This is a genomic window from Mesorhizobium silamurunense (assembly GCF_014843825.1).
Lineage (GTDB): Bacteria > Pseudomonadota > Alphaproteobacteria > Rhizobiales > Rhizobiaceae > Mesorhizobium > Mesorhizobium silamurunense.
Window position 1 is genome coordinate 17,284 of record NZ_JHQR01000182.1, and the last position, 20,337, is coordinate 37,620.

Genomic DNA, 20,337 nt, shown 5'->3' on the forward strand with positions numbered 1-20,337 from the left:
GCCTTTCCATATCCGTTCGGGTTTTCTAGTGACTGCTGGAATTGTGCTGGTCGCCGAAGATGCCGCGCTGGCTGACCTGGATGCCGGCCGGCCCCAGAATGATGGCGAACAGAACCGGCAGGAAGAATAGGATCATGGGCACGGTGAGCTTCGGCGGCAGTGCTGCGGCCTTCTTCTCGGCCGCGTTCATGCGCATGTCGCGGCTTTCCGACGCCAGCACGCGCAGCGCATGCGCCACCGGCGTGCCGTAGCGTTCCGCCTGGACCAGGGCCTGGGACACCGACTTCACCGATTCCAGGCCGGTGCGGCTTGCCAGGTTCTCATAGGCGACCTTGCGGTCCTGCAGATAGGAGAGCTCGGCATTGGTGAGCACGAATTCCTCGGCGAGCGCGACGGACTGGGTGCCGATCTCGTCGGCGACCTTGCGAAGCGCTGCTTCCACCGACATGCCGGATTCCACGCAGATTAGCATCAGGTCGAGCGCGTCCGGCCATGCCAGCTGGATCGACTGCTTGCGCTTGGTCGCGCGGTTGTTGACGTAGAGGATCGGCGCATAGAAGCCGCCATAGGCGACAAGAATGCAGACGAACAGCTTGATGAAGGCCGGCTGTTGCGCCAGACCGCCCAGAACGAACAGGTAGATCGCTGCGAGCGCGAATCCGATGAAGGGCAGGATCAGGCGAAAGAACAGGAAGCGCGTCAGCGGATTCTGGCCGCGGAAGCCCGCCACCTTGAGCTTCTGCAGCGTGCCTTCGTCGGCAAGCGCGCGCTTGAGGTCCAGCCGTTCGACGATGTTGCGCATGCCGATCGACTGCTCCTCGCGCAAGCCCTTGCGGCGGCGGTCGGCTTCGTTGGCGAGCCACTGACGCTGCCTGGCGCGCAGTTCGTCACGCTCGAGCGCCACGCTTTTCATGCGCGCCTTGAGCTGATTGCCGCCAAGCGCCGGCAGGAGCGTGAAGACGGTCGCAAAAACCGCGATGCCGACCAGCAGCGCGATAAGAAAAGAAGGATCGGTTAGCGTCTTGACGACCTGGTCTGTCATTGGGTCCGCGTCCCTACACTTCGAAATTCATCATCTTGCGCATCACCAGGATGCCGATCGACATCCAGACGCCGGAGCAGCCGAGGATCAAATTGCCGACGCTGGTCGTGAACAGCGGCATGATGTAGTTCGGGCTCGAAAGATAAACGAGAAAGGCGACGACGAACGGCAAGGCGCCGATGATGACGGCGGATGCCTTCGCTTCCATCGACAGTGCCTGCACCTTGGCCTTCATCTTCTTGCGGTCGCGCAACACGCGCGAAAGGTTGCCCAGCGCCTCGGAGAGATTGCCGCCGGCCTGCGACTGGATCTGGATGACGATGCCGAAGAAGCCGGCCTCGGTGCATGGCATGGTCTCGGACATGCGCAGCGTCGCGTCGGGGATCGACATGCCCATCTGCTGGGAATCGACGATGCGGCGAAACTCGGAGCGCACCGGCTCGGGAGATTCGTTGGCGATCATGCGGATCGCGTCGTTCAGCGGCAGACCGGACTTGACCGCGCGCACGATGATGTCGAGGGCATTCGGGAACTCCTCCAGGAAAGCCTTCACCCGGCGCGTGCGGCGAAACGATACGAACCAGCGCGGCAGGCCGAGGGCTCCGGCCAAGAGAGCGCCGGGCAGAACCAGCAACGGCGCGCCAGCAAAATAGGCGAGGAACGTAAGCACGACGCCGCAGATCGCCGAGTAGATGTAGAAGCGCTCGATGGAAACCGTCATGCCGGCCTGGCGGATCTGGGCCTTCAGCGGCGGCTTCTTGAGGTTGCGGTCGTTGGTCTTCTGCTTCTCATCGAGCTGCTTGAGCGAATCCTGGAGGGTCTTGCGCCGCCTGACCGCTTCCGCGGCGCGGTCGCGCGTAGCCTTCACCACCGACCGGTCGGTCTCGGCCGTCTTGATTGTTTCAAGCCGCTTGCCGGCCTGCTTTTCATTGTCGATGCGCTTGAACAGGAAAGCATAGGCTATCGCGCCGGCGCTGAGGCCCGCAAGCACGACGAAAGCCAGAACCGTGGTGTCAATTCCGAACATCGACCGGGGCCCCTACACCTCCAGATGCATCAGTCAGCGCGTTTCTCCATGGCTTCGAGCGCGTTGGCGAGGCGCTGCTCCTCGCCGTAGTAGCGGGCACGATCCCAGAAATGCGGCCTGCCGATGCCGGTCGATACGTGCTCGCCCAGCAGCCTACCGTTCGCGTCTTCGCCCTTGATGTTGTAGAGGACAATATCCTGGGTGATGATGACGTCGCCTTCCATGCCGATCACCTCGGTGATGTGGGTGATGCGGCGCGAGCCGTCGCGCAGGCGGGCCGCCTGGATTATCACGTCGACCGAGCCGACGACGATCTCGCGCACCGTCCTCTGCGGCAGCGAATAGCCGCCCATGGCGATCATCGATTCAATACGGTTCAGGCATTCGCGCGGGCTGTTGGAGTGGATCGTTCCCATCGAGCCGTCATGGCCGGTGTTCATCGCCTGCAGAAGGTCGAACACTTCCGGTCCGCGCACCTCGCCGACGATGATCCGTTCGGGCCGCATGCGCAGGCAGTTCTTGACGAGGTCGCGCATGGTCACCTCGCCCTCGCCTTCGAGATTGGGCGGCCTGGTTTCGAGACGGACCACGTGCGGCTGCTGCAACTGCAGCTCGGCCGAGTCCTCGCAGGTGATGACCCGTTCCTCGCGATCGATGTAGTTGGTCAGGCAGTTGAGCAGCGTCGTCTTGCCCGAGCCGGTACCGCCCGAGATGACGACATTGCAGCGGACGCGGCCAATGATCTTCAGGATCTCCGCGCCTTGCGGCGAGATGGCGCCGAACTTGACCAGCTGGTCAAGCGTCAGCTTGTCCTTCTTGAACTTGCGGATGGTGAGCGCGGTGCCATCGAGCGAGAGCGGCGGCGCGATCACGTTGACGCGCGAGCCGTCGGGAAGACGCGCGTCGCAGATCGGGCTCGATTCATCGACGCGGCGGCCGACCTGGCTGACGATGCGCTGGCAGATGTTGAGCAGCTGCTGGTTATCGCGGAAGCGGATGCTGGTCTGCTCGACCTTGCCGTTGACCTCGATGTAGACGTTCTTGGAACCGTTGACCATGATGTCGGCGATGTCGTCGCGCGCGAGCAGCGGCTCCAGCGGCCCATAGCCGAGCACGTCGTTGCAGATGTCCTCGAGCAGCTCTTCCTGCTCGGAGATCGACATTGCGAAATTCTTGATCGCGATGATGTCGTTGACGATGTCGCGGATTTCCTCGCGCGCGCTTTCCGGATCGAGCTTGGCGAGCTGCGAAAGATCGATCGTATCGATCAGCGCCGAAAACACCTGGCTCTTGGTGTCGTAGTAGGTTTCGCTACGCTCGCGCTGGGCCCTTCTCGGCGGCTCGGGCGCCATCGGCGGCGCCTCCACCGGACGGCGAACGGGCGACGCGGCGGGCATGCTCGGCACAGGCGCGGCCGGCCGATCGAGAGCCATCGTCCCGGCCGGAGCGGGAGCGGCGGGGGGGGGGGGCGGGGAGGTGCTGGCGGACGGAATTCGGGAGTTGTCCGGCTGCCGTCGTCTGTGCCTCTTTTACCAAACATGATCGACTACCCGATGCCGCTGCGCGAGCGTCATTTCTTGTTGCGCGAAAGCTTGCCGAGGATGGCGCCCAGGCCTGCCTTCTTCTTCGCCTTGATTTCGCTGCGCCCGGTCAGCACATGCGCGATTTCGTTGATCGTGCCGACGACCGGACTTTTGGCATCCATCTCGCCAAGCATGCGGCCATTGTTGGCCGCGTTGCCGAACAGCAGCGGCTCGAAATTGATCACCGCCATGGGCGTGATGCCGAGCGGTTCGGAAAAATCCGATGCCGCGATCTCCGGCCGTTTCGGAACGCCCGCCTGGTTGATGATCAGCTTCGGCGGCGGGTCGTTCGGACGCAGCCGCTTCAGCATGTCCACCATATTCTTGGTGTTGCGCAGGTTTGCGAGTTCGGGCGTGGCCGTGATGACGATCTCGTCGGCCTTGATCAGCGTGCTCTTGGTCCAACCGCTCCAGACGTGAGGAATGTCGAGCACGAGCAAGGGCGCGCTGCGCTGGGCCGTTTCGATGACCTGGGAGAAGGCGTCCGGATCGAAATCATAGACGCGCTCGAGCGTGGACGGTGCCGCCAGCAGCGACAAATGCTCGGCGCACTGCGCGAGCAGCCGATCGAGATAAACCTCGTCGACGCGCTCGGGCGAAAACACCGCCTCGGCGATGCCCTGCGCGGGGTCCTGGTCGAAGTTGATGTTGGCGGTGCCGAAGGCGAGATCGAGATCGGCAACGACGACTTCGGACTTGAACAAGGACGACATCGCCCAGGCGACGTTGTGGGCGATCGTCGAGGAGCCGACACCGCCCTTGGCGCCGATGAAAGCGATGGAGCGGCCGATCGGATCGGACTCGGGATCGACGAAGATCGACGAGACGACGCTGACGATATCGGTCATCGAGACCGGCGCGATGACATATTCGGAAATACCCGAACGGATAAGCTCGCGGTAGAGGCCGACATCGTTGTAATGGCCGATGACCACGACCTTCGAGGTCGGATCACAATATTCCGCGAGCTGAGCGAGCTGCTCCAGCAGCTGTTTCGGCTCGCTGCGCGATTCCAGCAGGATCAGGTTTGGCGTCGGCGCCGACTGGTAGAATTCGATCGCGGTGGCGATGCCGCCCATATGGGCCTTGAGATGGGCCTTGGCCATGCGGCGGTCCTCGCCGGCGCGCTCGATGGGATTGGCGACGCCCTCGGTCTCGCAGAAAGCCTGGATCGAGATGCGCGGCACCGGGCGCAGCGCCTGCATGGCGGCGATGTCCTGTTGCGAGAGATCGCCGGCATCCGTGGGCGTGTCGTAGGCGAGATTGCTCATCGTCATGCTCTTTCCGTGATCCGGCGCGGCTTAATAAGTCACTTCCGAATTGCCGAGGAACTCGTCCGAAATGCCTCGGGCGCGATAGATATCGATCACCTTGCCGCGATTTTCGGCGTCGATGTCGGACTGCTTGCGCGGCCCGAGCAGATCGTTGGGATTGGCCATCTGGGCGGCGAGATTGTTCTGATAGGAGCACCCGAAATCGGCGTAGTGCTTGTTTTCCGATGTCTGCAGCAGGTCTTCCGGCCAGCGCCCGCATTTGTCGGTCTGGGCCTTCACGGCGACGAAGGCGACGCGGACCGGCGCCGAGGCTTCCGGCACGGCCGCCTGGTAAGATGTCATGACGATCCGGTCGCGCTTGACGCCGGCCGCAATGGCAAGCCTGGCGAAATCACGGCTGGCGGCCTGGGCGGCGGCCTGGTTTGCGGAACCGACCGGAGCCGCAATCGTCAGCGCAGGCGCGGCGCTCCTGTCGTAGCCGTCGAGGAAGCCGAGCAGAGTGTCACGCTGCGAACCGGTCATGCCGCGATCGCCGGCGCCGACCGGAAGGTCGATCTTCTGGTTCTTCTCGGCAATGACGATCGGATGATTGGTGCGGTAGTCATCCGGAATGGAGCCCACCGTCACACTGTCGCGATGGAAGTTGGCGCATCCGGTGAGCGACGCCGCAAGGGCGATCGCCAGGACCGGAGACGACCCGCGGAAACGTCCGCGGCCGGATTTTGCCGCTGCGATCGTCGTGGCCTTCGATGCTGACTTGGACATGTCCGCTTTCCCGCTCACTTGTAGATGAAGCCGACGACGCCGTGGTAACGGCCAGGTGGCCTGTCGGTCTGCATGGTGCCGTAGACGCGATTGACGCGACCAAGGAACATGCCGGCGCCATCGCTGGGTGGATTGAAATTGTCGTCGGGCTTGGCCAATTCGTTGCGCGCCACGGGCCGCGCCAGATAAGGCGTGATGATGATGACGAGCTCGCTCTCGTTGCGCACGAAGTCGCGGCTGCGGAAGAGCGCGCCGAGCACGGGAATCTTGGTCAGCCCGGGCAATCCGTTGACGGCCTGCCTGACGTCGTCGCGCACGAGGCCTGCGATCATCATCGAACCGCCGGAAGGCAGTTCCACCGTCGTATCGGCCAGGCGCTTGCGCAGCGACAAAGCGTTCATGCCGGGACTCCTCCCGCCATCGGAAAGCGAAACCGATCCCTCGGTTGTCGGCTCGGAAACGGCGGTCCGCACCTTCAGGCTGATGCGGCCGGGTGACAGCACCACCGGCTGAAACTCCAATCCGATGCCGTATTCGATCTTCTCGATCGAATAGGTCTTCAGCCCTGTCTGGTTGTCGTTGGAGACGTTGGCGGAAACGCTGTTCACCATGTTGTATTCGCCGCCGACCTTGAAGGTTGCCTTCTCGCCGGACACCGCAGTGAGCGTCGGTTCTGCCAGCGTCTTCATGACGCCGGCCGATTCCATGGCATTTATGTAGGCCTGGATCGAGGACGTCCCGACATTGAAGCTCGAATTGGACAGCTGCTTGCCGAGGCCGGTGAAATTGTCGCTGAGCGCGCCCCAGGAAATGCCGTTGCTGCCGCCGTTGCCGACCATGTTGACGCCGAGCTGCTTCATCACCGAGCGGCTGACTTCGGCCACCGTCACCTTCAGCGTCACCTGATCGTCACCGATGATCTGCAGCAGATTGACGATCTTGGAGACCCGGCGTTCGGCGTCGGGATTGTTGATGTCGACGCCGCCATTGGCCGAGCCACCGGCGGCTGTCTGAGAATATTGGCCGGTTGTCGCTTCACCGCCCGAGACAAAGATGGTGGCCAGGTCGACGGCGCGCTTGGCGTCGAGCGGTGTGTCCACGTTGCCGGTGAGAATCACGTTGTCGTTCAGCAGCTCGACCTTGATCTGCGACGACGGGAGGAAGCGCTTGAGATAGTCTTCCAGCCCGGCGACGTCGCGCTCGACCGCCAGGTCGAGACTGGCGATCTGTTCGCCGTTGGGGCCGAAGACGAAGATGTTGGTTTCGCCGACAGCCTTGCCGAACAGATAGATGCGGCGCGCCGTGCGCGTCACCGCGTCGGCCACCGCCGGATTGGCGACGAGGATGTCGTAGGCGTCGCTCGGCAGGTCGATGACCACCGACTTGTTGAGGCCGAGCTTGACGCGCTGCGAGGCAACCGAGGCCGTCACGCCGGCCGCCCTGTTCGCGGCCTTGGCCTCGACGAGGCCGGGCGCATTGGTGCCGATCAGGAACAGGCCGATTGCCGCCGCCGCGACGACGGGCAGTTTGCCGCTTAGCCTCATTTCCTTGCTCCCACTTCGGAAACTTCGCCCGACTTGATCAACCGCACCGTGCCGCGCCGGCCATTGCCGTTCACCAGATAGTCGGCCTCGCCCAGGTTCTTCTCATTCGTGTCGGTGATCGGACGCAGCGCCAGGGTCAGGCGGTCCGCCATCTGCTGCGCGACGGTGATGATCTCCGCCTGCTGCGGCGTCAGCTCCAGCGTCGCGGTCTGGCCGACCCTGGTCTTCTTGCCTTCCTCGTCCTCCTGGATGGTCTGGTCGATGGCCAGGACGCGGATGTTCTTGAGGATGGTCTCGGTGTTGAAGCCGCTGCCGCCGTTGCTGGCGTCGGCGCGCCGGGTCATGATGACGTCGACGAAGTCATTGGGCAGGATGAAGCCGCCCGCCGATGTGTCGGCCGATATGGCGGTCGCGACGGCGCGCATGCCGGACGGCAGGATCGAGGACATGAAGCTCTGCCCCTCGCCGACCAACTTGGAGCGCCGCAACGGCTCACCGGTATACATGGCCACACGTGCCACCGAGCCCTTGAGCTTTTCAACCGCGTCCGGTTCGGCCGCACGGGTGATGAAATTGGCGTTGATGCCGCTGGCCGGCCACTGCTCCCAGCTGATGTTGTCACCGAGCTGGCTGCCCATCGCGACATCGCCGGAAAGCACCAGCACGTCCTGCAACGCGATCGCCGGCTGCTTGGGATTGTCGACGACGACTTGAGGCGGCGGCGGCGCTACCATGTTCTTTGCGACATACCCCGCGCCACCCGCCGCAGCCACAGCCACGCCCAGAATAATCAGTCGGGATGCTGGCATTTCGTCCGAACCCTTCGCCTCAAGGCAAAACCACCTAGCCAGGCCGGACTTTGCAGCCGCAATCGTCAAAACAAGGTTAATGTAATGCTTACGATCGTGATTAATTTAAGGTTTACTCAAATTTGATGGAACCGCTTGCCGTTAACGAAAAAAGGCGGCCAAGAGCCCTCTTTTCAAGGAAACGAGCCTTCCGAAAGCGGGAACCGGCTTCGGGACAAGACAAGCGTAAAGTCAAAAATCCAAAGCCCACCGAGCGGACCTGAAAATGGCGACGTGCTTTAGGCGGCGAGCCTGTCCAGCGCCCAGATCATCAGCGGAGAATCCGGAAAGGTGAGGAGCCCGCCGAGACCAAGCGCGACGCCATAAGGAATGCCTCCGCTCTCGTCGGCGAAATGGCGCAGAAAACGGTTGTGGCCGGTGTAGACCGCAAATGGCGATTTCCGGTAGGCCAGAATGGCAATCGTCAACAGACCGCCGATCAATGTCGAGGTTACCAGGTAGCCGACGAGATTGATGTTGAGCCCCATCCATACCGCGGTTGCCGCCAGGAGCTTGGCATCGCCCCCGCCCATGCCGCCGAGCGCGAACAAGCCGAATGTCACCCCCAGCACCAGGGCACCGGCCGCGAAATGCCCGCCATAGGTTGCCCAGTCCATCCCGGTCATCGGAGCCACCAGAGCGAACGTCGCCACCAGCAGCACCGGCACGCGGTTGGCGATCGTCATCGACAGCGTGTCTGAGATCGCCGCGAACAGCATGCAGAAAGGAAAGACGACGAAGATCGCGGCTTCAAGCATGGCGCGGTGCCTATGGCGCATTTTACCAGCTGCAATCTAGGCATGCTGGAATTAACGATTGATGAGGTCGGATCGTCGAAATCACCCGACCGCATGAAGAAGGGCCGCCAATGGCGACCCTTCTACTTCAAAGCAACTACTGGCTTCCGCGGCCTATCACGGGGCCTTGCCGGTCTTGACGGCGCTGGCGATCGCCACGAACTTGCTGTTCAGGGCGGTGCCGAGCTGGCTGGCGCCGACCATGATGGCGAGTGCGATGAGAGCGGCGATCAGACCGTATTCGATGGCGGTCGCGCCGGATTCGTCCTTCACGAAACGTGCGATGAGGTTAGACATTCGAGAGCTCCTACTCCACGTGTTACAGCACTTCCGTCAACTTCTCTTGCCGGTTGATCGGATGCTGCAAATCTAGGGGGAAGCCCTTTCGATCGGCTTAATAAATACCCTTACCGATTCCTTTCCGGAGGCGAACCCGTTGCTTGGTTAACCGTGGCCTAAACGCCCAAACGCGGCCCGGCGGGCAGGAAAAGCGCAGAGATCCGGCCCAGCCGCGATTTCGCTAAAACAGCGCATGCTGGTGGTTCTTACCCTCGAGGCGGCCAATGCTTATCGCGGCCATGCGGCGTTTAACCGTCGGTTCACCAATTTCGTTCATGTTCCGTTGAACAGTCTGCCGCTCCGGAGCGCTTCAATGACCTTGTCGAGATCGCCATTTCCAGTCGTCGCGCTGCTGGCAGTTGCCGCCTTCGCCATGCCCGCCAGCGCCGGTGCCGGCATCGAGGTCACCATGAATCAGGCAAAGATCGTCAAGTTGTCGCGCGCCGCCGATACGATCGTCATCGGCAATCCGGCAATCGCCGACGCCGCCGTGCAGGATGCCTCGACGGTCGTTCTCACCGGCAAGGGTTTCGGCGTCACCAATCTGGTCGTGCTCGATTCCGATGGCAGCCCGATCGTCGATGAGCAGGTGACGGTGGTCCGGCAAGCCGCGTCTTCGGTGCGCATCTACCGGCGCGCCGACGTCCAGACCATGTCCTGCACGCCCTATTGCGAAAGCTCATACAAGAGCGAAGCGGAGAGAACTTCCGAAACCGAAATGAATGCCAGCCGCTGAGGCTGGCGTCGGCAAGCGCCTGCGACGTTAATGGCGGGTTAAAAGTCGCCCGGCGAATTTAACGCTCATCCAAACCCGACCTCAATGGGTTTTCCCTATGTTGCCGCCCGACATTGCAAGGGTTCGGCAGGAACGGACATGAGCAAGGATCCGGCATCCGAGGGTGGCATGGACGGCAAGGCACGGGCAAAGCCCCGTCATGGCTTCTTCAGCGACAGGCGCGGCAGCACGGCGTTGGAATTCGCGATGCTGGCCATACCGTTCGCCCTGCTCGTTTTCGCCATCCTTGAGAGCTGCATCTCGTTCGCCGGCCAGGAAGTGATGGCCAATGCCACCGACGATATCGCGCGCCAGCTCAGGACCGGCCAGCTTAGGAAGGCCAACGTCACCGAAGACTCGATCAAGAAGCTGATCTGCGACAGGCTGGAGATCATGGTCGCCACGAATTGCCCCGGGTCCGGGTCAAATGCTTCACTGCTGGTGGACCTGCGCGAATATCCGACCTTCGCCGACGCCGCGGCGGCGGGCTTCAATATCCAGAGCGGCGAAATCGTGCTGACAGGCACGAGCTCGACGACCTTCACGGTGTCTCCGGGGCTGGCGGAATCGAGGAACATGCTGCGGGTCTTCTACAAATGGCCGGTGATCACCGATTTCCTGGCCAAGCAAATGGCCAATCTGAAGGACGGCAGGACGCTGCACTTCGCATCGGTGACCTGGCAGAACGAACCATTCGACGACTGAGATTGCGGCCGGTCGAGACTACGGCGGCGTGGGGGTAGGGTATGTACCGTGCGGGGGCACAGCGGGGAATTTCGGCCATTCTGGCGAAGGCGGCACGGTTTTGCCGCGATCGCCGCGGCGTGGCGGCAATCGAGTTCGCGTTCATCGTGCCGGTGCTGCTCATCATGTACTTCATCACGATGGAAGCCTCGCAGGCGATCGAGACCAGCAAGAAGGTCAGCCGCATCGGCAGCATGGTGGCGGATCTCGTCACGCAGCAGACGAGCGTCAAGAAAGCCGATCTCGATGCGATCATGAAGATCGGCACCTCGACGCTGCAGCCCTACAACCGCTCCACGCCGACGATCATCGTTACCGGGATCCAGATCACCGACGAGGCGTCGCCCAAGGTGAAGGTGGCATGGTCGCGCAAGCTGGTAGGCACCACCTATAGCGCCGACGCCGCGAAGGACAGCATCACCACCGTTCCGTCGACGCTGAATATCCGCAACACCTTCCTTGTGCGGGTGGAAAGCGACCTCGGCTACAAGCCGATCATCACCTGGTCGGCCGGCGATTCGAAGGCTCTTGGCTTGACCTCGGCCTTCAACAACATAGCCATGGGCGAAACATACTATCTGAGGCCGCGCCGCGGGCCCACGGTCCCCTGCACCGACTGCTGAGAGATCATTGCTGGCCGCCCGCTTCCCGCCGCACGATGGCCAGCGCCGTTGCGTAGTCCTTTGATACGGCCAGTTCGAAGCCGCCGGAATGCGTCGATTCCAGAAGATCGTAGACGTCCGGGGTCAGAGACTTGAGATTGGTCAGGAAGACGGCCAGCCGACGCTTCGCCTCGGCATCGAGATCGCTGCGCACGGCATGAGGCCCGTATCGCAGCGGAGCCGAGTTCCATAGCACCCGAAGCGACGTCTTCGGAACGCCGGCGGCCTCGAGCCGCATGATCGTGCCGCCCGTATCGGTGGGCTGGCCATCGGCGCCGACGGGCTCCCAGCCGAACAGGCCGTCGGCTTCGCCGTCGCCGAGCATCGTCTCGGCCGCGGTGGCCGACGGCGCGCGTGCCAGGAAGGGTGAATCCTCCGCGATCTTCACGCCTTCGCCAGCCAGGCCGGTCAGCGGCAGCAAAGAACCGGCGACATTGTCCGCGGGCGCGATCGCGATCCGATGCGAGGCCATGGCGGCGAGGTCCGGCACTTTGCCGTCGCGCGTCACCAGCACGGAACGGATACCGGCGACCCCGTCGGCATCGACCGGCGCCACCAGCGGCTCGACACAGCCGCAGCGCTCCGAAGCCGCAGCATAAGCGAGCGCCGAATAGATCGCGTACTGGACGCGGCCGCTCGCCTGCGCCTCGATCAATGCCGCATAGTCGCGGGCAACCACGAACTCGACCTTCATGCCGAGAGCATTCGTATAGGCATCCGTCAGGCGGGCCAGAGCGGGTACCGTGTTGCCGCCTCCAGGCTCGGCGACGATGCCTATGCGAAACGTGCTGATGTCGTCGCGCCAGTCGGCGCGCGCCGGCGATGCCGAGGAGAGCAGCGCGAGAGCCGCCGCGCACATCCCCAAAGTCCGGCCTGCCACGAATCCCGCGCCCTTGCCCATCCCCTGCCGCGCTCCCGCCGACACTGCGCCCGATCGCACCACTGTGGCGCCATGCCGGTTTCGGTTTGGTTTCCGATTTGCCAACGCCACTGCGGAACCTTATGTCTGGCTGCCTGGACTGGCAACAATGGCACCCTATGGCGCGGGCTTTCCTATTCGTTCTCGATTCCTTCGGCGTCGGCGGGGCGGCCGATGCCGAACGCTACGGCGATGCCGGCGCCGACACGTTCGGGCACATCGCGCAGGCCTGCGCCGACGGCCGCGCGAACCGTGAAGGCTTGCGCAGCGGCCCGCTTGCCGTGCCGAACATGGTCTCGCTCGGGCTTGCCCGCGCGGCACAGACGGCGACCGGGTTGAAGCTCGACGTCGACACGCCGCTGCTTGCCGCTTCTTTCCATGGCGCTGCCCAGGAGGTCTCGAGCGGCAAGGACACACCGTCGGGCCACTGGGAGATTGCCGGCCTGCCCGTGCGTTTCGACTGGGGCTACTTTCCCGACACCGTGCCGGCCTTCCCGGCCGAGTTGACCGGCGCGATCATCCGCGAAGGCAAGGTGCCGGGCATCCTCGGCGATTGCCATGCGCCCGGAACCGAGATCATCGAGGGTTTCGGCGAGGAGCACATCCGCACCGGCAAGCCCATCTGCTACACCTCGGTAGACTCCGTATTGCAGATCGCCGCGCACGAAACGCATTTCGGCCTCGAAAGACTGTATGAGCTTTGCCTGACGGTGCGCCGGCTAGTCGATCCGCTCAAGATCGGACGGGTGATCGCGCGGCCCTTCGTCGGCGAGACAAAAGCCACCTTCCAGCGCACCCACAACCGCCGCGACTATGCCGTGCCGCCGCCGGAGCCGACCTTGCTCGACCGGCTGACGGAGCGCGGCAGCAAGGTCATCGCCGTCGGCAAGATCGGCGACATCTTCGCCCATCGCGGCATCTCGCAGGTGCGCAAGGCGGGCGGCAACATGGCGATGTTCGACGAGGCGCTGGGCGCCATGGACGACGCCGGCGAAGGCGATCTGGTCTTTGCCAATTTCGTCGATTTCGACACCGAGTTCGGCCACCGGCGCGATGTCGCCGGCTATGCCGGAGCACTCGAGGCCTTCGACCGCCGGCTGCCGGAAGCGCTGTCGCGCATCAAGCCGGGCGACCTGCTCATCCTCACCGCAGACCACGGCAACGACCCGACCTGGCGCGGCACGGACCATACGCGCGAGCGCGTTCCGGTGATCGGCATCGGGCCCGGGCTGAAGGGCGGCGACATCGAGCTCCGGCCGACCTTCGCCGATATCGGCGAAACCGTCGCCGATCATCTTGGCCTCGCGCCCGGCCGCCACGGCGCCTCTTTCCTTGCAACGATAGGCGGCCATGCCAGAACTGCCTGAAGTCGAAACGGTGCGGCGCGGGCTGCAGCCGGTTCTGGAAGGGGCGCGGCTCGTCAACGTTGAGGCGCGCAGGCCCGACCTTCGCTTTCCCTTTCCCGAACGCTTTTCGGAGCGGCTTGCCGGCAAGACCGTGACGGCGCTCGGCCGGCGCGCCAAATATCTGACGATGCACATCGAAGACGGTCCGGTGCTGATCTGCCATCTCGGCATGTCGGGATCGTTCCGCGTCGAAACCGCAGGGAGCAGCGACATCCCAGGAACCTTCCATCACGAGCGCCCGAAGAGCGCCGCGCACGACCACGTCGTGTTCGATGTCGCCTCGCCGAAGGGCGAGCGGTCCCGCGTCATCTTCAACGACCCGCGCCGTTTCGGCTTCATGCTGTTTGCCGAAGGAGCGCCGGACACGCACCCGATGCTGGCGGGGCTGGGCATCGAGCCGACCGGCAATGCGCTCGACGGCCCCCTGCTCGCCGCGCTGCTTAAGGGCCGCAGGTCGCCCCTCAAGGCCGCGTTGCTCGACCAGCGGCTGATCGCCGGGCTCGGCAATATATATGTGTCGGAGGCGCTGTGGCGCGCCGGCCTATCGCCGCTGCGCGAAGCCGGCACCATCGCCGGCTCCGGCAAGAAAGCGAAACAGCAATGCGAACGCCTGGCCGAATCGATCCGCTCGGTCATCGCCGATGCGATCGCCGCCGGCGGATCCTCGCTGCGCGACTATGTCCAGGCAGATGGGTCGCTCGGCTACTTCCAGCATTCCTTCGCGGTCTACGACCGCGAAGGCCAGCCGTGTTCGAAACCGGGCTGCAGCGGCCACATCGAGCGCATCGTGCAGAGCGGCCGCTCGACCTTCTATTGCCGGACCTGTCAGCGGTGAGCTAGACCGGTCTCCTCAATCGAAGCGAGGAGACGATGCCATGACCTATGAAACCATTCTCGTGGAAACACGCGGCAAGGTCGGGCTGATCACGCTGAACCGGCCAAAGGCGCTCAATGCGCTGAATTCGCAGGTGTTGGCAGAGATCGTTGAGGCCGTGAACGCGTTCGGCGCCGATGCCGGCATCGGCGCGATGGTCCTTACGGGTTCGGAAAAGGCCTTCGCGGCCGGCGCCGACATCAAGGAAATGCAGGCGATCTCCTTCGCCGACGCCTATACCCAGGACTTCTTCGTCGGCTGGGAGGAACTGACGCGCGCGCGCAAGCCGATCATCGCGGCGGTCGCCGGCTATGCGCTTGGCGGCGGCTGCGAGCTGGCCATGATGTGCGATTTCATCATCGCCGCCGACAATGCAAAATTCGGCCAGCCGGAAATCACGCTCGGCGTCATGCCGGGCATGGGCGGATCGCAGCGATTGACCCGTTTCGTCGGCAAGTCGAAGGCGATGGACATGTGCCTGACCGGACGGATGATGGACGCCGCCGAAGCCGAGCGCTGCGGACTGGTGTCGCGCGTGGTGCCGGCCGGCGAACTGGTCGAGGAGGCGCTGAAGGCGGCGGCGAAGATCGCCGAGTTTTCCCTGCCATCGGTGATGATGGCCAAGGAAGCCGTCAACCGGGCCTATGAGACGACGCTTTCCGAGGGGCTGCGCTTCGAGCGCCGGCTGTTTCATTCGCTGTTTGCGCTCGACGACCAGAAGGAAGGCATGGCCGCCTTCGTCGAGAAGCGGAAGCCGAATTTCACCAACCGCTGAAGCATGTCGCCCAAAGTGTGCGAGCAGTCTGGGAAACCGCGTGCATAAGACAAAGACTTAGAGGGCGTAGGGCGTTTCAGCGTGACGGGCTCTAAGGTCCCCAAAAAGACCACCAAGCAGCGTTGACGCGCCGGAAAAGCTGAACTATAAGCCGCACCAACCGAGGCGGCCCCGTGCTGCCCGTTTGTTTTTTGCGCCCTGCGGCACCCCCGCTGGCGCCCACCAGATCAGAAGAGAGGCATCATGGCCAACACATCCTCGGCCAAAAAGGCAACGCGCAAGATCGCCCGCCGCGCGGCGATCAACAAGAACCGCCGGTCGCGCGTCCGCACCTATGTTCGCCAGGTCGAAGAGGCGCTGGCCGCCGGGGACAAGGCCGCGGCGCTGGAAGCGTTCAAGGCCGCGGAGCCGGAATTGATGCGCGCCGCAACCAAGGGCGTCATCCATAAGAACACGGCTTCCCGTAAGGTTTCGCGCCTGGCCCAGCGGGTCAAGGTGCTGTCGGCCTAACCAACTTTCGTTTAGAACCGTTATCCTTAAGCCCGGCCGCACAGGCCGGGTTTTTTCGTTTGCCGGCAAGTACTTAAAAAGAACGCCCGCATAACGATGTCTGGCTCGAATTTCAAAGTTGCGAATGTTTTGCCGGCATATACATAATCGCTCATGCTGGTGCCCGTTGGATGCGAGCGCGCTCATAAATTAGCCTGTCACAAATTCCATATATTTTTCAGAAACTTACGGACGGTCATCCACAGCTTGTTCAACTCGCGGAGGGGCGACGGGGGACAAGTAGCTGTCAAGAGAATTATTTCAGAAAATTTCCGGAGGTGTGGCCTTTTTCGCATTCGCCGGAAAAGGGTTTGAATCACAATGGCTTTGTCAAAACATGCCTCGATGGCACCTCATCCGAACACGTCTCCGGTAATCAGATTCGTTAAAAATCGGTTAGACGTGGCCTTGCCCTATCCACAGCGATTTCGGTAATGTCCATCCATCGAAGGGACGGGCTTTGGCCCCTGACCCAGCCTGGATCGGCCAGCAAAAAATGGCGGAATTCATGACGCGGAGCAATTCCGCGTGTGGCTTGGTTTGTCTCTTCGGTGCGGGTAGGGGACTGGCGTAATTGTACATGGCAGTCGACGTTGGGCCGGCGTTTTCGCCGGACGATGTTGTATTGCCCTGACATGTTCAGGTCGGCTTGCGAGAGCTGGCATCGGTCCCTTGCGCAACGTTGCGACGATATCGCCGGCGGCGGCGATGGCGCAGCGAAAAAAGCTCGCCGGATCCAGGGTGCAGGAGGCGCACTCCCGGCGGAAAAGGGTACGAGAGACAAGGAACTTGATCATGCAGAGCGGCATCGAACGGGAGATAGCGGGCGAGCTCCCATTCCCAGCAACTATCGTCGGAGGGGACGGCATGGCGGCATCCAGCGACGCTGAACAGAAGTTCGAGCGGGTCAAGGCCCAGTTGAAGGCGCGTCTGGGAGCCGAGGTCTATTCGAGCTGGTTTGGCCGCATGAAGGTTGCCGAGGCGTCGCGCGGCATTGTTCGCATCTCCGTGCCCACGGCCTTCCTGCGGTCGTGGATCAACGGCCACTATCTCGATCTTATCGCCGAACTGTGGAGGCATGAGGATCCCGACCTTCTCAAGATCGAGATCATCGTGCGAACCGCCACGCGGCAGGGCCGCAACCATGTCGAGCCGGAAATCGCACCTGCGCGCAAGATGACCAAGCAGGCGCAGACCGCGCTTGCCGCCGGGACCGCAAGCGCCGGCCGGGTGGAACGGGCACCGGCGCCCCGCCCGGGCGTGCCGGCGGAGACCGAGTTCCGCCACAACGTGCTGGGGTCGCCGCTCGACCCGCGCTACACGTTCGCTTCCTTCATCGAAGGACCCTCGAACCGGGTGGCCTTCGCGGCGGCCAAGGCAGTCGCGGAATCGCAGTCGAGCGCGGTGCGCTTCAACCCGCTCTTCCTTCATGCGACCGTCGGACTGGGCAAGACACACCTGCTGCAGGCGATCGCCGCGGAATCGCTGCGGCACAACCCGAAATCGCGCGTGGTTTATCTGACGGCGGAATATTTCATGTGGCGCTTCGCCACCGCGATCCGCGACAACAATGCGCTCACCCTCAAGGAACAGCTGCGCGACATCGATCTTCTGATCATCGACGACATGCAGTTCCTGCAAGGCAAGTCGATCCAGCATGAGTTCTGCCATCTCATCAACATGCTGCTCGACAGCGCCAAGCAGGTGGTGGTCGCCGCCGACCGGCCGCCGTCGGAACTGGAATCGCTGGAGCCGCGCGTGCGTTCGCGCCTGAATGGCGGCGTGGCGCTCGAAATGTCGGCGCCGGATTTCGCTATGCGCCTTGGCATGCTGAAGCTGCGCCTTGCCACCGCCAAGATCGACGATGCCTCGCTCGATATTTCGGACGAGATCCTCGATCACGTCGCCCGCACGGTGACGGGCAGCGGGCGCGAGCTTGAAGGCGCGTTCAACCAGCTTCTGTTCCGCCAGTCCTTCGAGCCGCAGATCACCATCGACCGCATCGACGAGATCCTCGGGCACATCTACCGCTCGGGCGAGCCGAAGCGGGTGCGCATCGAGGACATCCAGCGCATCGTGGCGCGCCACTACAACGTGTCGAAGACGGAGCTGCTCTCCAACCGGCGCACGCGCACCATCGTCAAGCCGCGGCAGGTGGCGATGTATCTGTCTAAGGTGATGACGCCGCGCTCGCTGCCGGAGATCGGACGGCGTTTCGGCGGCCGCGACCACACGACGGTTCTGCATGCCGTTCGCAAGATCGAGGATCTTTCCGGTGGCGACAACACGCTGGCGCAGGAGCTCGAACTACTCAGAAGGCTGATCAACGAGCAGGCCTGAGCACTTCGCCTGCTTTATCCCCAGAAAGCCCGCGCAACCGGCCGGAACCGGTGCCGCGGGCTTGCGTTTGCAGGGGTTTTACTGTCAGCTTACATAGATTCTGAGCTTTTCGGAGCTTTCGCGGGACGCCGCTCCCTGGTGACCCGCTCATTCATTGAAGCGAGCCTGTTTGGTCATGCGTGTTATCCTGGAACGGTCCAATCTCCTGAAGTCCCTCAACCACGTTCATCGCGTGGTGGAGCGGCGCAACACCATACCGATCCTGTCGAATGTGCTGCTCAGCGCTGAAGGCGCCAGCCTGGAAATGAAAGCGACCGACCTCGACCTCGAAGTGACGGAAGCCACGCCGGCCAAGGTCGAGCGCGGCGGAGCGACGACGGTTCCGGCGCATCTGCTCTACGACATCGTGCGCAAGCTGTCCGACGGCGCCGAGGTGATGCTGAAGACCGACGAGGACGGCAATGCGATGACCGTCACGTCCGGCCGCTCCAGCTTCCGCCTGCAGTGCCTGCCGCAGTCGGATTTCCCGGAGCTTTCGGCCGGTTCCTTCTCGCACATCTTCCGGCTCGACTCGGTGGCGCTCAAGGGCCTCATCGAGAAGACGCAGTTCGCCATCTCGACCGAAGAGACGCGCTACTATCTCAACGGCATCTTCCTGCACACGCTTGAGGCGGGCGGCAAGCTGAAGCTGCGTTCGGTCGCGACCGATGGCCACCGCCTGGCGCGCGCCGAGATCGACGCGCCGGCAGGCTCCGAAGGCATGCCCGGCATCATCATCCCGCGCAAGACGGTGAGCGAGTTGCAGAAGCTGGTCGACGACCCGGATATCGCAGTGACGACGGAGCTGTCGGACACCAAGATCCGCTTCACCATCGGCAGCGTCATCCTGACCTCGAAGCTGATCGACGGCACCTTCCCGGACTATCAGCGGGTCATCCCGACCGGCAACGACAAGAAGCTGATCATCGACCGCCAGAGCTTCGCCGCCGCGGTCGACCGCGTCTCGACCATTTCGTCCGAGCGCGGCCGGGCCGTGAAACTGTCGATCAATGACGGCCAGGTCACGCTCGCCGTCAACAATCCGGATTCGGGCAGTGCCACCGAGGAGCTGGCGGCCGACTATTCGTCCGACCCGATCGAGATCGGCTTCAATGCCAAGTATCTGCTCGATGTCGCGGCCCAGCTCACCGGCACGGAGGCGAAGTTCATGCTGGCGGATGCCGGGTCCCCAACGCTGATCCACGACTTGGCCGACGAGACCGCGCTCTACGTGCTGATGCCGATGCGGGTGTAGGCTCTCGCGAGCTCGGCGTTTCACGGAAAAGGTGTCGCCGTGACTTCGGGCGCCAAACAGCTTCGGCAGCAAAGCTATATTAGTAAGCTAACACTTACCAATTTCCGCAACTATGTGGGGCTTTCGCTCGAGCTTGGCCCGGGTGCCGTGGTGCTGTCCGGCGACAACGGCGCCGGCAAGACCAATCTGCTCGAAGCCATCTCGCTGCTGACGCCGGGGCGCGGATTGCGCCGCGCACCCTATGCCGACGTGGCGCGCGAGGGCGGCGATGGCGGCTTTGCCTTGCACGCCCGCATCGAAGGGCCGGAAGGCCAGGTCGAAATCGGCACCGGCATTTCCGGCGGCGACGGAGAAGGCGGCAGGCGCGTTCGCATCAACGGTGCACCGGCGAAGTCGGCCGAAGATATGCTGGAATGGCTGCGGGTCGTCTGGCTGACGCCGGCGATGGACGGGCTGTTTCCGGGACCGGCCGCCGACCGGCGCCGCTTCCTCGACCGACTCGTGCTGGCGATCGATCCCAGCCATGGGCAACGGGCGCTGGATTATGAAAAGGCGATGCGCGGCCGTAACCGACTGCTTACGGAAGGCTCGCGCGACAGCGGCTGGTTCGACGCGATCGAGACGCAGATGGCCGAAACCGGGGTGGCGATCGCGGCGGCGCGGGCGGAACTGGTGCGGCTGCTTGCCGCCATGATCGACAAGCTGCCCGGCAGCGGCCCGTTTCCGCAGGCCGACATCAGCCTCTCCGGCGAATTGGAGAGCGAGATCGCTGCCGCGCCG

At 63.3% G+C, this 20,337-nt stretch carries 19 protein-coding genes and 1 pseudogene; 10 read left to right on the plus strand and 10 right to left on the minus strand.

All coding sequences use genetic code 11. The features are described 5' to 3' along the window. Positions 1 to 25 precede the first annotated feature (25 nt). The 9 genes and pseudogenes from DH10_RS20515 to DH10_RS20555 form a co-directional block, all read right to left on the minus strand. Positions 26 to 1,042 carry a type II secretion system F family protein gene (locus DH10_RS20515; protein WP_192250140.1) on the minus strand — a complete coding sequence of 339 codons (1,017 nt, stop codon included), beginning with the start codon at positions 1,040 to 1,042 and terminating at the stop codon, positions 26 to 28. A 13-nt stretch (positions 1,043 to 1,055) separates the two neighbouring features. Further along, positions 1,056 to 2,069, minus strand: a complete 1,014-nt coding sequence (locus tag DH10_RS20520; RefSeq protein WP_192250137.1) for a type II secretion system F family protein — start codon at positions 2,067 to 2,069, stop codon at positions 1,056 to 1,058. Positions 2,070 to 2,098: 29 nt separating this feature from the next. After that, positions 2,099 to 3,609 (minus strand): annotated as a pseudogene (locus DH10_RS20525) (TadA family conjugal transfer-associated ATPase). Between the two features lie 30 nt (positions 3,610 to 3,639). Further along, a complete protein-coding gene (locus DH10_RS20530) occupies positions 3,640 to 4,923 on the minus strand; it encodes a CpaE/TadZ family protein (protein WP_192250317.1) in 1,284 nt (427 codons plus the stop codon). Positions 4,924 to 4,953: 30 nt separating this feature from the next. Then, positions 4,954 to 5,691 (minus strand): CpaD family pilus assembly protein, encoded by a 738-nt coding sequence (locus DH10_RS20535; protein WP_192250131.1) that lies wholly within the window; start codon positions 5,689 to 5,691, stop codon positions 4,954 to 4,956. 14 nt (positions 5,692 to 5,705) lie between these two features. Then, a complete protein-coding gene (locus DH10_RS20540) occupies positions 5,706 to 7,235 on the minus strand; it encodes a type II and III secretion system protein family protein (RefSeq protein ID WP_192250128.1) in 1,530 nt (509 codons plus the stop codon). Then, entirely contained in the window at positions 7,232 to 8,044 is an 813-nt protein-coding gene (gene cpaB, locus DH10_RS20545) for a Flp pilus assembly protein CpaB (protein ID WP_192250124.1), read from the minus strand. Before cpaB ends, DH10_RS20540 begins: the two co-directional genes overlap by 4 nt. Before the next feature lie 278 nt (positions 8,045 to 8,322). Then, positions 8,323 to 8,841, minus strand: a complete 519-nt coding sequence (locus DH10_RS20550; RefSeq protein WP_192250121.1) for an A24 family peptidase — start codon at positions 8,839 to 8,841, stop codon at positions 8,323 to 8,325. A gap of 156 nt (positions 8,842 to 8,997) precedes the next feature. Next, positions 8,998 to 9,177: a Flp family type IVb pilin gene (locus tag DH10_RS20555; RefSeq protein WP_126085995.1), complete on the minus strand. Its 180-nt coding sequence runs from the start codon at positions 9,175 to 9,177 to the stop codon at positions 8,998 to 9,000. A gap of 355 nt (positions 9,178 to 9,532) precedes the next feature. Here DH10_RS20555 and DH10_RS20560 point away from each other — a divergent pair, with 355 nt between their 5' ends. The 3 genes from DH10_RS20560 (at position 9,533) to DH10_RS20570 (ending at position 11,361) form a co-directional block, all read left to right on the plus strand. Next, a complete protein-coding gene (locus DH10_RS20560; protein WP_126085996.1) occupies positions 9,533 to 9,955 on the plus strand; it encodes a pilus assembly protein N-terminal domain-containing protein in 423 nt (140 codons plus the stop codon). A gap of 138 nt (positions 9,956 to 10,093) precedes the next feature. Then, a complete protein-coding gene (locus tag DH10_RS20565; RefSeq protein WP_192250118.1) occupies positions 10,094 to 10,699 on the plus strand; it encodes a TadE/TadG family type IV pilus assembly protein in 606 nt (201 codons plus the stop codon). A 41-nt stretch (positions 10,700 to 10,740) separates the two neighbouring features. Beyond that, positions 10,741 to 11,361 carry a TadE/TadG family type IV pilus assembly protein gene (locus DH10_RS20570; protein WP_192250115.1) on the plus strand — a complete coding sequence of 207 codons (621 nt, stop codon included), beginning with the start codon at positions 10,741 to 10,743 and terminating at the stop codon, positions 11,359 to 11,361. Between the two features lie 4 nt (positions 11,362 to 11,365). Here the strand turns inward: DH10_RS20570 and DH10_RS20575 are convergent, their stop codons facing one another. Further along, the gene (locus DH10_RS20575; RefSeq protein WP_192385270.1) at positions 11,366 to 12,259 is read right to left on the minus strand and encodes a phosphate/phosphite/phosphonate ABC transporter substrate-binding protein; all 894 of its coding nucleotides are present in this window, start codon (positions 12,257 to 12,259) and stop codon (positions 11,366 to 11,368) included. A gap of 179 nt (positions 12,260 to 12,438) precedes the next feature. Here DH10_RS20575 and DH10_RS20580 point away from each other — a divergent pair, with 179 nt between their 5' ends. The 7 genes from DH10_RS20580 to DH10_RS20610 form a co-directional block, all read left to right on the plus strand. Then, positions 12,439 to 13,686 (plus strand): phosphopentomutase, encoded by a 1,248-nt coding sequence (locus DH10_RS20580; protein WP_192385271.1) that lies wholly within the window; start codon positions 12,439 to 12,441, stop codon positions 13,684 to 13,686. Further along, positions 13,670 to 14,560 carry a bifunctional DNA-formamidopyrimidine glycosylase/DNA-(apurinic or apyrimidinic site) lyase gene (gene mutM / locus DH10_RS20585; RefSeq protein WP_192250106.1) on the plus strand — a complete coding sequence of 297 codons (891 nt, stop codon included), beginning with the start codon at positions 13,670 to 13,672 and terminating at the stop codon, positions 14,558 to 14,560. The genes DH10_RS20580 and mutM overlap by 17 nt, the downstream gene beginning before the upstream one ends. A gap of 40 nt (positions 14,561 to 14,600) precedes the next feature. Continuing rightward, on the plus strand, positions 14,601 to 15,374 hold the full coding sequence (locus DH10_RS20590) for an enoyl-CoA hydratase (RefSeq protein ID WP_192250103.1): 774 nt from the start codon (positions 14,601 to 14,603) through the stop codon (positions 15,372 to 15,374). Between the two features lie 243 nt (positions 15,375 to 15,617). Beyond that, positions 15,618 to 15,884: a 30S ribosomal protein S20 gene (rpsT, locus tag DH10_RS20595; protein WP_124996039.1), complete on the plus strand. Its 267-nt coding sequence runs from the start codon at positions 15,618 to 15,620 to the stop codon at positions 15,882 to 15,884. 906 nt (positions 15,885 to 16,790) lie between these two features. Further along, a complete protein-coding gene (gene dnaA, locus DH10_RS20600; protein ID WP_246506191.1) occupies positions 16,791 to 18,263 on the plus strand; it encodes a chromosomal replication initiator protein DnaA in 1,473 nt (490 codons plus the stop codon). Between the two features lie 175 nt (positions 18,264 to 18,438). Beyond that, positions 18,439 to 19,557, plus strand: a complete 1,119-nt coding sequence (dnaN, locus tag DH10_RS20605) for a DNA polymerase III subunit beta (protein WP_192250096.1) — start codon at positions 18,439 to 18,441, stop codon at positions 19,555 to 19,557. A 39-nt stretch (positions 19,558 to 19,596) separates the two neighbouring features. Then, positions 19,597 to 20,337: AAA family ATPase (locus DH10_RS20610; RefSeq protein ID WP_192385272.1), on the plus strand; the 741-nt coding region annotated here is incomplete at its 3' end.

What these genes read in the sequence shown, in the direction of transcription:
- DH10_RS20530 (WP_192250317.1), bottom strand. Translation starts at nt 4,923, where the DNA reads ATGAGCAATCTCGCCTACGACACGCCCACGGATGCCGGCGATCTCTCG.
- DH10_RS20560 (WP_126085996.1), top strand. Translation starts at nt 9,533, where the DNA reads ATGACCTTGTCGAGATCGCCATTTCCAGTCGTCGCGCTGCTGGCAGTT.
- cpaB (WP_192250124.1), bottom strand. Translation starts at nt 8,044, where the DNA reads ATGCCAGCATCCCGACTGATTATTCTGGGCGTGGCTGTGGCTGCGGCG.
- DH10_RS20520 (WP_192250137.1), bottom strand. Translation starts at nt 2,069, where the DNA reads ATGTTCGGAATTGACACCACGGTTCTGGCTTTCGTCGTGCTTGCGGGC.
- DH10_RS20550 (WP_192250121.1), bottom strand. Translation starts at nt 8,841, where the DNA reads ATGCTTGAAGCCGCGATCTTCGTCGTCTTTCCTTTCTGCATGCTGTTC.
- DH10_RS20535 (WP_192250131.1), bottom strand. Translation starts at nt 5,691, where the DNA reads ATGTCCAAGTCAGCATCGAAGGCCACGACGATCGCAGCGGCAAAATCC.
- dnaA (WP_246506191.1), top strand. Translation starts at nt 16,791, where the DNA reads ATGGCGGCATCCAGCGACGCTGAACAGAAGTTCGAGCGGGTCAAGGCC.
- DH10_RS20575 (WP_192385270.1), bottom strand. Translation starts at nt 12,259, where the DNA reads ATGTGCGCGGCGGCTCTCGCGCTGCTCTCCTCGGCATCGCCGGCGCGC.
- DH10_RS20580 (WP_192385271.1), top strand. Translation starts at nt 12,439, where the DNA reads ATGGCGCGGGCTTTCCTATTCGTTCTCGATTCCTTCGGCGTCGGCGGG.
- dnaN (WP_192250096.1), top strand. Translation starts at nt 18,439, where the DNA reads ATGCGTGTTATCCTGGAACGGTCCAATCTCCTGAAGTCCCTCAACCAC.
- DH10_RS20590 (WP_192250103.1), top strand. Translation starts at nt 14,601, where the DNA reads ATGACCTATGAAACCATTCTCGTGGAAACACGCGGCAAGGTCGGGCTG.
- DH10_RS20555 (WP_126085995.1), bottom strand. Translation starts at nt 9,177, where the DNA reads ATGTCTAACCTCATCGCACGTTTCGTGAAGGACGAATCCGGCGCGACC.
- DH10_RS20565 (WP_192250118.1), top strand. Translation starts at nt 10,094, where the DNA reads ATGAGCAAGGATCCGGCATCCGAGGGTGGCATGGACGGCAAGGCACGG.
- DH10_RS20515 (WP_192250140.1), bottom strand. Translation starts at nt 1,042, where the DNA reads ATGACAGACCAGGTCGTCAAGACGCTAACCGATCCTTCTTTTCTTATC.
- DH10_RS20540 (WP_192250128.1), bottom strand. Translation starts at nt 7,235, where the DNA reads ATGAGGCTAAGCGGCAAACTGCCCGTCGTCGCGGCGGCGGCAATCGGC.
- rpsT (WP_124996039.1), top strand. Translation starts at nt 15,618, where the DNA reads ATGGCCAACACATCCTCGGCCAAAAAGGCAACGCGCAAGATCGCCCGC.
- mutM (WP_192250106.1), top strand. Translation starts at nt 13,670, where the DNA reads ATGCCAGAACTGCCTGAAGTCGAAACGGTGCGGCGCGGGCTGCAGCCG.
- DH10_RS20570 (WP_192250115.1), top strand. Translation starts at nt 10,741, where the DNA reads ATGTACCGTGCGGGGGCACAGCGGGGAATTTCGGCCATTCTGGCGAAG.